Source organism: Acinetobacter sp. YH16056_T (genome assembly GCF_024605895.1).
GTDB classification, from domain to species: Bacteria; Pseudomonadota; Gammaproteobacteria; order Pseudomonadales; family Moraxellaceae; genus Acinetobacter; species Acinetobacter amyesii.
In genome coordinates, this window is the sequence record NZ_CP094545.1 from 1,984,272 (window position 1) to 1,996,583 (window position 12,312).

At 40.1% G+C, this 12,312-nt stretch carries 14 protein-coding genes; 10 read left to right on the plus strand and 4 right to left on the minus strand.

Features of this window, described 5'->3' with window-relative positions; translation table 11 throughout:
• Positions 1–22: 22 nt before the first annotated feature.
• The gene (locus tag MST17_RS09865; protein WP_171525909.1) at positions 23–613 is read right to left on the minus strand and encodes a nitroreductase family protein; all 591 of its coding nucleotides are present in this window, start codon (positions 611–613) and stop codon (positions 23–25) included.
• Positions 614–825: 212 nt separating this feature from the next.
• Between MST17_RS09865 and MST17_RS09870 the strand changes: the two genes are divergently transcribed.
• Positions 826–1,215: a hypothetical protein gene (locus tag MST17_RS09870; RefSeq protein WP_078188876.1), complete on the plus strand. Its 390-nt coding sequence runs from the start codon at positions 826–828 to the stop codon at positions 1,213–1,215.
• 129 nt (positions 1,216–1,344) lie between these two features.
• Here MST17_RS09870 and rhlB read toward each other — a convergent pair whose 3' ends face one another.
• Both rhlB and MST17_RS09880 read right to left on the minus strand, forming a co-directional pair.
• Positions 1,345–2,496: an ATP-dependent RNA helicase RhlB gene (rhlB, locus tag MST17_RS09875; protein WP_180003018.1), complete on the minus strand. Its 1,152-nt coding sequence runs from the start codon at positions 2,494–2,496 to the stop codon at positions 1,345–1,347.
• Between the two features lie 99 nt (positions 2,497–2,595).
• Positions 2,596–2,808: a cold-shock protein gene (locus MST17_RS09880; protein WP_005014923.1), complete on the minus strand. Its 213-nt coding sequence runs from the start codon at positions 2,806–2,808 to the stop codon at positions 2,596–2,598.
• A 413-nt stretch (positions 2,809–3,221) separates the two neighbouring features.
• Between MST17_RS09880 and MST17_RS09885 the strand changes: the two genes are divergently transcribed.
• From MST17_RS09885 to MST17_RS09910, 6 genes are all read left to right on the plus strand, one after another.
• Complete coding sequence (locus MST17_RS09885) at positions 3,222–3,416, plus strand: sulfurtransferase TusA family protein (protein WP_078189214.1); 195 nt, start codon at positions 3,222–3,224, stop codon at positions 3,414–3,416.
• 142 nt (positions 3,417–3,558) lie between these two features.
• Positions 3,559–4,428, plus strand: a complete 870-nt coding sequence (gene rpoH, locus MST17_RS09890) for an RNA polymerase sigma factor RpoH (RefSeq protein WP_078188879.1) — start codon at positions 3,559–3,561, stop codon at positions 4,426–4,428.
• A 169-nt stretch (positions 4,429–4,597) separates the two neighbouring features.
• A complete protein-coding gene (locus MST17_RS09895) occupies positions 4,598–4,963 on the plus strand; it encodes a DUF423 domain-containing protein (protein ID WP_180010328.1) in 366 nt (121 codons plus the stop codon).
• A 57-nt stretch (positions 4,964–5,020) separates the two neighbouring features.
• Entirely contained in the window at positions 5,021–5,218 is a 198-nt protein-coding gene (gene thiS, locus MST17_RS09900) for a sulfur carrier protein ThiS (RefSeq protein WP_111885686.1), read from the plus strand.
• A 12-nt stretch (positions 5,219–5,230) separates the two neighbouring features.
• Entirely contained in the window at positions 5,231–6,016 is a 786-nt protein-coding gene (locus MST17_RS09905) for a thiazole synthase (protein ID WP_111885685.1), read from the plus strand.
• A gap of 181 nt (positions 6,017–6,197) precedes the next feature.
• Positions 6,198–6,770, plus strand: a complete 573-nt coding sequence (locus tag MST17_RS09910; protein ID WP_180026856.1) for a hypothetical protein — start codon at positions 6,198–6,200, stop codon at positions 6,768–6,770.
• Positions 6,771–6,852: 82 nt separating this feature from the next.
• On the opposite strand, the gene MST17_RS09915 is transcribed toward MST17_RS09910, so the two are convergent.
• Positions 6,853–7,464, minus strand: coding sequence for a glutathione binding-like protein (locus tag MST17_RS09915; protein ID WP_180026857.1), 612 nt, complete (start codon positions 7,462–7,464; stop codon positions 6,853–6,855).
• A 215-nt stretch (positions 7,465–7,679) separates the two neighbouring features.
• On the opposite strand from MST17_RS09915, the gene MST17_RS09920 reads away from it, so the two are divergent.
• From MST17_RS09920 to trmB, 3 genes are all read left to right on the plus strand, one after another.
• The gene (locus MST17_RS09920; protein ID WP_180026858.1) at positions 7,680–9,122 is read left to right on the plus strand and encodes a SulP family inorganic anion transporter; all 1,443 of its coding nucleotides are present in this window, start codon (positions 7,680–7,682) and stop codon (positions 9,120–9,122) included.
• A 288-nt stretch (positions 9,123–9,410) separates the two neighbouring features.
• The gene (locus MST17_RS09925; RefSeq protein ID WP_180026859.1) at positions 9,411–11,351 is read left to right on the plus strand and encodes a sensor histidine kinase; all 1,941 of its coding nucleotides are present in this window, start codon (positions 9,411–9,413) and stop codon (positions 11,349–11,351) included.
• A 175-nt stretch (positions 11,352–11,526) separates the two neighbouring features.
• Positions 11,527–12,243: a tRNA (guanosine(46)-N7)-methyltransferase TrmB gene (trmB, locus tag MST17_RS09930; RefSeq protein WP_078188891.1), complete on the plus strand. Its 717-nt coding sequence runs from the start codon at positions 11,527–11,529 to the stop codon at positions 12,241–12,243.
• Positions 12,244–12,312 lie beyond the last annotated feature (69 nt).

Sequence of the window (12,312 nt, forward strand, 5' to 3'; positions counted from 1 at the left end):
TCAATCGACCTATTTTTCACTTTTATTGGTTTGCTTTATGCCAATGGCTTACAAAGTCAGCAGACTGTATTTCAGCACGCGGTGGAATGGCTTTCACTGCTGTACCGATATAAATAATGCCTGAAATCAAATCATTTTCCGTTAAACCCAAGGCTTGTTTAAACAATTTAGATTCAACCACCGCCCCACTACGCCACATGGTTGAAAAGCCTTGTGCTTGTAGAGAGAGCAAAAAGTTTTGTACTGCTGCGCCTGAACTTAAGATTTGTTCGAAATGCGGAACTTTGGGATGATCTTGTAATTGAGTTAAAGCCAAAACCAATAGTGGCGCACGAAATGGATGGTGTTTCACACGTTCCAACTGCGCTTCTTCTGTTTGTCCAGTATCGGCTAAAGCATGTGAAAGCAACTCACCAAATGCTTCACGTTCAGTTTCAGGAATAATCACGAAACGCGTAGGCTTAAGACGATGATGATCTGGCGCCGTTAAAGCGGCTTGAAACGCATTTTCCAATTGCTCAGCATTCGGCGCAGGTTCAATTAAATGACCAATCGACTGACGCTGATGAATATTTTGATGAACTGTATCAACTGCTGATTTTAGAATTGACATCTATACACTGTACTTTAAAACGTTTGCTCAAGATTAGCATATTCTCAATAACTTACTCTAGAATGTTTACGTCAGACTCGGTGCTTATTTGTTAAGTCAGCTTTATTCACAGATTTACTATAAAAAAACCGCATAACTTGTACAGCAGTTCCCTGTTCTATAAGAAATTTTATGTTCAAATAAATCAAATTATTTCTAACTCGGGGCACCGCATGAAAAAATTCAACAAAACTGTTGCCATTGTTAGCACGCTAAGCGCAACTGTGCTTTTAGCTGCATGTACATCTACGCCAACAAAATCTTTAGCGATTCAAAAACCAAATAATCAATATGAAGTGACCGCCGTAGGTAAAACCAGTTTAGCGGCAAAAAATAATGCAATTGCAGCTGCAAATAGTACCTGTGGTAAAAATGCGACCCCTGTCGTGGTAGATGAAAAGCAAGAATACAACGGTGTATTAAAAGGCGTGGTCGATGAAAAGACAGGTCAAATGATTCAGGCTGCGGCTGGCGTACTTGGCACCATTACAGGAAATAGCGGCAGTATCAGCAAAGATGATGATTACCAAACTGTACTGACCTTTAGTTGCCGTGCCAACTAAAACGTTAGTCTGTGATGTCGTTTTGTCATTAACTCAAAATGAAATTATCGTCATGAAATAATTGTTATGAAATAGTCGAGATGAAATAAAAAAAGCCTGCAAATCTGCAGGCTTTTTTTGAAGCAAAAATTAGCAATAACCGTCTAAACGGGTTAAAGGTAATTTTTGACCAATGGCTTTTTCAATTTCAGGTAGTGAAAAAGCATCATCTTCAGACAAGAAACTAATACTGACACCACGTGTTCCTGCACGACCTGTACGACCGATACGGTGTACATAATCATCAGACTGTTCAGGAAGTGTAAAGTTCACGACATGAGAAACGCCATCGACATGGATACCACGACCTGCAACGTCTGTTGCAATCATGATGTTATGTTGACCATTTTTAAACTGATCAAGCATTTTCAAACGCTTATCTTGAGCGATTTCACCTGACAACATCACCACTTTATAACCGTCTTTTTTGAGATGATCATAAAGTTTACGCACTTGATCACGACGGTTGGCAAAGATCATGACCTTTTCAATTGGTTCATCACGTAAGATGTCTTCCAATAATTTATATTTATCAGACTTCGCCACCATGTAGACACGTTGCTCTACATCTGCATTGGTTTTTTTCTCAGGTTCAATTTCAACAGTTACTGGTTCAAACAACCATTGCTGTGCCAAATTTAAAACATCATAACTAAATGTTGCAGAGAACATCAAAGTTTGTCGTTGTTCTTTACGTGGTGAAAAGCGCACGATACGTTTTACAGATGGGATAAAGCCCATATCTAATAAACGGTCAGCTTCATCAATCACTAAAAATTCAATTTGATCGAGCCAAACTTCTTTTTGTTCCACAAAGTCAATTAAGCGACCTGGGGTTGCAACCATAATGTCGACAAAATTACGATTTAATAGATTTTTTTGCTTATCAAAATCTACCCCACCGAGCAAAGTCATGACATTGAGATCAGTGTATTTCACTAATTCTTTAGCATCACTTTCAATTTGCAATGCAAGCTCACGGGTTGGTGCAAGAATCAATGCACGCGGTTCACCACGATAACGCTGTTCCTTAATTGGATTATTCAACAAGTCATTGATCACACTGACCAAGAAAGCCGCAGTCTTCCCAGTACCAGTTTGAGCACGACCAATAGCGTCATGTCCAGCCAATGTAAATTTTAAAACCTTTTGCTGAATAGGCGTCATATCCTTAAAACCCAAAGCATCAATGGCTTTTTTAAGGTTCGGATGTAAATTTAAGGTTTCAAAACCTGATGACATATAGATGTGCCCTAATTGAATAATCACAAAATTGCTGAAGCATTATAAACAAAAAACGCCCCAATTTACATTGGAGCGTTTTTGAGTACATTCAGACGATTAGTCTAAAGGTTGTACTTCTTCAGCTTGGAAGCCTTTTTGACCTTTAACAACGCTGAATTCTACGCGTTGACCGTCACGAAGTGAACGGTGACCTTCGCCCATAATTGCGCGGAAATGAACGAATACGTCGTCGCCGCCGTTACGTTGAATAAAGCCAAAGCCTTTAGTGTCGTTGAACCATTTAACAACGCCTTGTTCACGAGCTGTCATAAGTTAATCCTTATCGTATTTAAAAAAGAAGGACCACCCGGTGTTGCAAACAGCAGACCAAACAAGGTTAAAAAATATTTTTATTTCTAAGCTTGTAATCATTCTGTAAAACTATCAACAAAATCCCGGTTACATCCAAATATATCAAGAGTTAAGAGGCTTCACAGCCAACAAAAATCTTAACAACGCAACGAGCTTAACACGGGTTTACCGCAATTAATAGATTTTTTTGATCTATTTTCCTTTTGAATATTCTTATTTTTTCACATCGTTTGAGTTATAAATCACAAAGGATTTTTACCTATTTTAGGTTGGGATTTGGCACTGTATTTGCTAATATTTCCATTGAAATGTAAACATGTTGGATCTGCTTCGTGAGTGACAGCCAAAATTCGCTTTTAACTGTAGATGCAATGGGTAAACCTTGCCCGATGCCACTATTGATGCTCAAAAAAGCTTTAAAGAAAAGTCCAGATCAATCTTTATTGTTAAAGTCATCCGATCCGCACAGCCAACAAGATGTATCACGATACTGTCAAATACATCAGTTAAACTGTGAAATGCGCAAAATTTCCGATTCTGAGTTTCATTACTTAATTGAATCTTAAAAAGATTCAGTTAAACTAAATTGCTTCATAATTGAATAAAAGTTTACATTTCTATACCCAATTTTCCATAATTTACGGAAATATTGGATTAAGATGAATCTTAGTTATTGGGCTTACCCATTTTAATTCTCAAGGAGAAAACATGAGTGACAGCAGCAATCAATTGATGCCCCTGTCATTATCGGCACCTGGGGTGAATCTTGGTGCTTATATTAGTACTGTTAATCAGATTCCAATTTTATCGGCCGAACAAGAAAAAGAGCTGGCCGAACGTTATTATTATGACCAAGATTTAGACGCAGCTAAAATGCTGGTGATGTCACATCTTCGTTTTGTTGTGCATATCGCACGTAGCTATGCAGGCTACGGCTTGCCACAAGGTGACCTGATTCAAGAAGGTAACTTGGGCTTAATGAAAGCGGTAAAACGTTTTGACCCAAACATGGGCGTACGTCTCGTATCTTTTGCTGTGCATTGGATTAAAGCAGAAATTCATGAATATGTGATTCGTAACTGGCGTATTGTCAAAATTGCGACCACTAAAGCACAGCGTAAATTATTCTTTAATTTACGTAGCTTAAAAAAGTCATCTAAAAAATTAACTTTGGCTGAAGCACAGTCGATTGCCAATGACTTAAATGTGACACCTGAACAAGTCTTGGAAATGGAAGGCCGTTTAACCGCTTATGATGCTGCATTTGAAGCTCAAGGTGATGATGACGATGAAGGTTCGACCCATGTCGCTCCTGCCCTTTATCTCGAAGATAACCGTTACGACCCTGCGCGTTTAGCGGAAGATGAAGATTACGAAGAACAAAGCACTTCAGCTTTACATGAAGCCATGGATCAGTTGGATGACCGTTCGCGTAACATCTTACAACGTCGCTGGTTAGATGACGAAAAGTCGACGCTGCATGAATTGGCGGCAGAATATAATGTATCTGCTGAACGTATCCGTCAGTTGGAAAAAAATGCGATGGAAAAAATTAAAGTCGCAATGTCTTCAAACTAATTGGAAAGCATTTCCTAGTCATCCTAAAAAAGAGCATTTCGATGCTCTTTTTTATGTCTGAATAGTATTGAATGACAAACTACAACACAAAAACTTTGGGCATTTTTGCTTTAACCCTGCGCGCTAAATATGCTATGGTTATGCGCAAATTTTGTTAAGGTGAATGCACATGTGGATTGCCATTTCCGCACTTAACTTAGCTTTTGCTGTGATGCTTGGTGCCTTTGGTGCACACGGATTAAAAGCGCGCGCGACTGAAGCCCAATTGGCTTGGTGGCAAACTGCAACGGACTATTTCTTTTACCATGCACTAGGCTTACTTGCCCTCGCGATCTTATCCAAAGTCATTCCCCAACTTCCAATTAAAGCTAGTTTCCTCCTTATACAAGTTGGTATTTTCTTCTTCTGTGGTTCTTTATATGTGATGGCTCTAGGCTTACCACGTGGTCTCGGTGCCATTACCCCAATTGGTGGAGCGCTGATGATTGCTGGATGGCTCATATTGGCCTGGAATGCATTTAAATACGCAAAATAATTAACAACAGATTTTGGCCTTATTCAATAGGTAAGGCAGCAAGAACGGAATCCAAAAATGCAAATCTATTTAAACGGCGAAGCTACACAAACCGAATGTGTCAACCTCTTGCAATTGGTTCAACAATTACAACTGGAAGGCAAACGCTTCGCTGTTGAAAAAAATGAAATGATCATCTCGAAAAGTAAATTGGAACAAACCCCAATTGCAGAGCAAGATCATATTGAAATTATTCATGCCGTAGGTGGCGGCTAAAATGGAGCTCCCATGGAAGATACACCCCTAATCATTGGTTCACGTACATTTAATTCACGACTTTTAGTTGGTACAGGTAAGTACAAGGACTTAACGGAAACTGACCAGGCCATTCAAGCTAGTGGTGCTGAAATTGTGACCGTTGCCATTCGCCGTGTGAATATTGGTCAACATCCAGACCAGCCGAACTTGCTTTCTGTAGTTCCACCTGAGAAATATACGATTTTGCCAAATACAGCCGGTTGTTTCGATGCGAACAGCGCGGTTCGTACTTGTATGTTGGCGCGTGAACTATTAGATGGTCACAATCTGGTTAAACTTGAGGTTTTAGGCGATGAGAAAACCCTATATCCAAATATTACCGAGACTTTAAAAGCTGCACGTACATTGATTGACGATGGCTTTGAAATCATGGTTTATACCTCAGATGACCCGATTGTGGCACAAGAACTGGAAAGCATGGGCTGTGTAGCCATTATGCCTTTAGGTAGTCTCATTGGCTCAGGTTTAGGCATTCTCAACCCACATACTATTTCGATCATTAAAGACAATGCCAAAGTGCCTGTCTTGGTCGATGCGGGTGTAGGTACAGCAAGTGATGCAGCGATAGCGATGGAATTGGGCTGTGATGGCGTATTAATGAATACAGCAATTGCAGCTGCACAAAACCCTGTTCTGATGGCTTCAGCGATGAAAAAAGCAGTTGAAGCAGGCCGTGAAGCATTCCTAGCAGGACGTATGCCGCGTAAACGCATGGCAAATGCCAGTTCACCTGAAACTGGATACTTCTTTAAATAAGAACTCATTCACGGTATAAAAGAGGACTCTATTGAGTCCTTTTTTTGATTTTGAAAACCTGATAATAATGAAAATATCCCATATATTTTGTACGTTGAGTCTTTGTGCCGCATCTAGTTGGCTGCCAGCCCAAGTGCCCAGCACAGCCAAATCACTTGCACCTCAAGGTTGGAACATTTTGATGGCTACGACTGGCGACCTAAACAAAGATCAAAAGCCAGATATTGCGATGATCGTGGAAAAACAAAAAGTCGATGTGGCGACCTATGATGACGATGGCAAAGTCGTTCACAACCATCCACGAAAACTCATCGTGTTTTTTAAAACCGCAAAGGGATATCAACGTATCGTTGAAAACAACAGCATCCCCGTCGCTCAGCAGCCCAATTCATGCCTACTTGACCCACTTGCTGAAGCAGAAGACATTCAAATCAGTAAAGGCAATTTACTCGTTCATTTTAGTTATTTTATGGCTTGTGGTGGCTGGGAATGGCCCCGACATAGTTATACCTTCCGTTGGCAAAATCAACACTTTGATCTGATTGGTTTTGACTACAATAGCTTTCACCGAGCTTCTGGTGAAGAAACATCGAAAAGCTATAATTTTTCGACCTTAAAACGTAAGGAAATTGTAGGCGGCAATATGTTTGAAGATGCCAAAACTCAAACCAAATGGTCAACCTTCAAAGCACCGAAGCAACTGACGCTTAAAAATATTAACTTTGATGATTTCTATACACAGTTCGAGTATTAAGCTAAACCTGAGCAATAAAAATCTAGCAATAAAAAAACCGCCAATTTCGGCGGTCTTTTTTAATTCAATTTGAATACACAACTTAAGGAATCAATCCTTCATCACGCATCGCAATTTGAACTGATTGACGCTCTGCAACTTTGTTACGCAATGCAATGATATTTTTATATGGCGTTAAATCATGACCGATGCCATTTGACCAATTTGTCAGTACAAAGAGATAGGCATCTGCAGGGCCAAAGTTATCATCGACTAAATAGTCGTTATCCGATTCACCAATTGCTTTATCGATGTATGTCAATAAACGATCAATTTCTGCATAAGCTTTTTCTTTAGCGTCTGCATCTAGTGAAGCACCAAAGAATACGGCATAAGCATCATGTAATTCTGAGTTCAAATAGCCAAGCCATTCTAAAACTTTGGCACGACCTAAACCTGATGGAGGAATTAAGTCTTGTTTAGGATCATGTTGTGCAAGGAACGGTAAAATGGCCACGTTCTCGGTCAGGATCAAACCTGGGTTGATTTCTAATGCAGGTACATAACCTTTTGGGTTGATCTCGTAATAATCCACCCCTTTTTCTGTTTTATGGTTTTTTAGGTCAACACGGACCAAATCAAAATCGACATTAATTTCATTTAAAATTATATGTGATGCTAATGAACATGCACCTGGAGAATAATAAAGCTTCATATCTGATCCTTGTTATGTACTATTCAATGTTTTAAATCTCTTCTGTCAAACTTTCAAGTGATCAAACCTGTAAATTGCAAAAAAGCGTAAATGCTGAAACACATATACTCATTGACTATTGTCCATAATCAAGAAGATTTCAAGTCAATCTGTTATGCATTTTTATACTCAGTTGTTTTAACATAGCCGCGTTTAAGATTTGATGAAAAGTTACCGTGTTACAACTTAAAAAAGAACAATGGTTTTCCAATATTCGTACCGATGTGCTCGCTGGCTTAGTAGTTGGACTGGCGCTAATTCCAGAATCGATCGCCTTTTCAGCCATTGCTGGGGTTGACCCTCAGGTTGGTTTGTACGCTTCGTTTTGTATCGCCGTCACCATTGCCTTTTTTGGTGGTCGTACAGCAATGATTTCAGCTGCTACGGGTGCGATGGCCTTACTTATGATCACTTTGGTCAAAGATCATGGTTTGCAATACCTTTTGGCTGCCACAGTTTTGACTGGTGTGATTCAAATCATTGCTGGCTATTTTAAAGTCGCAAAACTTATGCGCTTCGTCTCGCAGTCAGTGGTGTATGGTTTTTTAAATGCACTCGCGATTTTGATTTTTGTCGCACAGCTACCTGAAATGTCAAAGATGGATAGTTGGGGCTATATCTTTATGCTTTTAGGGCTTGCGATTATTTATCTGTTTCCATATCTACCTAAAATTGGCAAAGCCATTCCATCACCGCTGATTTGCATTATTGTCCTCAGTGGCTTGGCATTATTTCTAGGTGCAGACCTGCGTACTGTGAGTGATTTGGGTAAGTTTCCAGAGACTCTACCTATTTTCTTGATTCCTGAAATTCCTTTCAATCTTGAAACCTTCACGATTATTTTCCCTTATTCCATCACCCTAGCAACAGTTGGCCTATTAGAAACCATGATGACCACGACAGTGATCAATGAAGTCACTGGAACCGAAGGAGATCGTCATCAGGAATGTCGTGGTCAAGGGATTGCCAATATTGTCAGTGGCTTTATGGGCGGCATGGCAGGTTGCGCCATGATTGGTCAGTCGATTATTAATGTTAGCTCTGGCGCGCGAACTCGTCTCTCCACTTTGGTTGCAGGTGTATTTTTGTTGTGCTTAGTGGTGTTCCTAAAAGACTGGTTGGCCTATGTCCCAATGGCGGCCTTAGTCGCGATTATGGTCATGGTGTCGTTTACCACTTTCCAATGGAATTCAGTCAAGCAATTTTCAAAGCATCCGATGTCTTTTAATGTCGTGATGATAGCTGTGGTGATCGTGGTTCTTGCAACACATAACTTGGCGCTTGGCGTATTGGTTGGTGTGCTCCTCTCTGCGTTGTTTATTATCAATCAATTAGAAAGTTCGGTAAAAGTCACATCTGAACTTAAAGACAATATTCGTAGCTACACAGTCTATGGACAAATTTTCTTTAGTAGCTCTGAGAGTTTTTATCAATTTTTTGATTTTCAGGAGAGGGTTAGTCATGTGCGAATTGATCTAAGTCATGCACATATTTGGGATATTACTTCTGTTAATATTTTGAAGAATGTCGTGCAAAAATTTGAATCAAGACAGATTCAAGTAGAGGTTTTTGGCTTAAATGAAGCAAGTAGCACTTTACTTGACCGTGTCAGTGACTAATGGATTTTTGAATATTCACTTTGAATCAAATCAATTTTCAATAAAGTGTGACCTATTGAAACCCTATGCAGGATGTATATAGCAAAGGGTTTCAAAGATCGAAGCTCTGATGTGTAATGACATTACATATAATACTAAGCCTATAAAAAGAGAAAAATTCACCATTCATTCGATTTAACTGTATAATTCATCTCATAAAATTATAACTATTAAAAATAAAACAAAGATTTGATGTGACTTTCTATATATTTTTTTAAATTGTGGATACACAAAATTGGGGGAATTTTGATGGTTTGGTTTTGGTCACGACACTGCATTCAAGCAAATCGGCTGCTGGTCTTAGCGAGTCTATTTTGCCTGCTATGTTGTATCGCTATACCCAGTTTTGCCAATGCCACCCCTCAAATCTCAAGCAGTCATTGTCCTATTGAAATTACCCATATTGCCACAGCTAAAAGCGCTGTCGAGCAAGAGCGCCCACGTACAGGTTGGCAAAATCTGCAAAAGCTTCCAGACACTTGGAATAAACGTTGGCCGGATTATCATGGTATCGCTTGGTACAAAATCCAATTTAAGTTGAACTGTGACCTCCATCAGTTAAATCAACCCATTGCTATCGCTATACAAGGCATCACCCAAAGTGGACGGGTTTATATCAACGAAGCCCTACTTTGGCAAGATTACATTTCAGCAGAACATTTTTCGCGAAGCCAACATCAACCTAGACTGTTGAACTTACCTAGCTCGAGTTTAAAGCAAGGTGTAAATACCATTTGGGTACAAGTGTATGGTTCGGTGACCCAAAAATCAGGACTCAGTTCAGTTCAAATTGGGGATTACCAGCAAGTCTATGACACCTTTAAAATTTGGTTACTCGAACAACGACAATTAGTCGAACTGAATACGATGATTAATTTCGTCGTGGCCGTGTTCTTTTTTTTAGCATGGCTCGCCAATCGTAATGAAAGAGCTTACTTATGGTTAACCATTACAGGCATGGCTTGGGTATTTTATAGCCTGTGTATTATTTTTAATGGGCCAATTGCATTACTAACCACCGTACAGGTCGATCGTCTACAAAATATTATTTTCTGTTTTTATACGGTTTTTGGCTGTATTGGTGCGTGGTATTTTGCAAACCACCCCTTCCCAAAAATTCAAAAGCTGTTATTAAGCCTTGTGACTATCGCAGCGCTCAGTATCGGTTTTGCACCAGAGGCTTATTTAAAAACCGTCATCCAAATTTGTTTTAGCTTCTTTGTTTTGGTCTTTGTGGCCAAATGTATTAGCTATCCGTACTTGGCGTATAAAGCCAAAATGGCCGAAACCTATTTGCTTGCAACGCTGTATCTGATTTATTTACCGATTGCGGTACATGATGCGCACTTTATGATGACCATGGAAGGTCATGCGCTCTCGCCCTATACCGGGCCAGTGACAACCCTCATCTTGGGTGGCGTACTGGCTCTACGTTTAGCTCGACACACCCGTCAAATTGAACGTTTTAATAAGACCTTAACTGAAAATGTACAACGAGCTGAACTGAAACTCGCGACCTCACTTGGTCAACAACATCAACTCGCGCTTGAAAATGCACGACTTCAAGAACGAATTCATTTATCTCATGACTTACATGATGGTTTAGGCGGATCAATTGTCCGTTCAATTTTATTGTTAGAACAAAATGACAAAATTGAAAAACCACAAATCATGTCGATGCTTAAACTATTCCGTAATGATTTAAGACAAGTCATCGATTCAGGTTCAAGTATAGGGACGAAAGTTCCAGACACCCCGATCGAATGGGCGGCGCCGATTCGCCATCGCTTTGTACAGCTCTTTGAAGAATTAGACATGAGCTCAAGCTGGAAATTTGCTGCCGAATGGATTCACTCACCCACTGCGACCCAATGTCTCAATTTGACTCGTGTCGCTGAAGAAACCCTAACCAATATTTTAAAGCACAGTCAGGCAAGCAAAGTTCAATTCAGTTTGTGCGAAACAGAGACTCAACTGATCTTACGTATTGAAGATAACGGTATCGGCTTCAACCCTGACGAAGTTGAGCAAGGCCTACATGTCGGCCTTCACAGTATGCAAACGCGAATCCATCGTATTGGTGGTGAATTTAAAATACAGTCACAGCCGGGTTGTACCGTGCTTGAGGCCATTTTGCCATTTAAACCTGATGGTGCTGACAGTGAAGATCTTGATGAAAAAACAGCCTAGATTAATGTTAATTCATGACTTTTGAGCTAAGTAATTCACTGTACATGGCAAATGCTCAGCACGGCTTCCGTCGGTGAGATTGAGCAAAAAGCGGATATATTCACGGTAAAAAATTTGACTTGTGCAACTCAGGACTTAAAATACCGCATTCGAATTTTTTACATTTGCCAAAGTTATGTCGAACGATCAATTAGACCAGCACGCTGTAGATCTGGATAACCTAAACGAACACCGTGAAATCGTGACGTTTATGCGCCGCTCTGCGCCACTTAATACTTCGCAACGTACTGCGCTGGAACAATATGGTCATCTAATTTTGGAATATCCTGTTGGGGATTTGCGTCAGCATTTTGAACACCCTGAACGTCCATTAACTGTTGAGATCGGTTTTGGTATGGGTCGCTCTTTGGTACTGATGGCAAAAGCAAACCCAGAACGTAACTTTGTCGGCATTGAAGTACATGTTCCGGGTATCGCTCAATGTGTGTATGAAGCAGGTCTTGCAGGGTTAACTAACCTTCGAGTATTGGATGCTGATGCCATCCAAGTGCTACGTGAAATGCCAGACAACAGTATTAACACTGTGCAATTATACTTCCCAGATCCATGGCAGAAGAAACGTCATTTCAAACGTCGTTTTGTATCTCATGACCGTATGCCATTGGTTGAAGAAAAATTAGAAATCGGCGGCACATTCCACTCAGCGACTGACTGGGAACCGTATGCTGAATGGATGATCGAAGTTCTTGAAGAACGTCCACGTCTTGAAAACCTTGCAGGTAAAGGCAATAGCTACCCTCGTCCAGACTGGCGTCCGCAAACTAAGTTTGAACGTCGCGGAATTGAAGCAGGCCATAAAATTAATGACTTCATCTTCAAAAAAGTAAACTAACTTTGGAATAAAGCAAAAAACCACCGTTAGCGGTGGTTTTTTATTGCTGTTTTTGATCTAAGATTTATC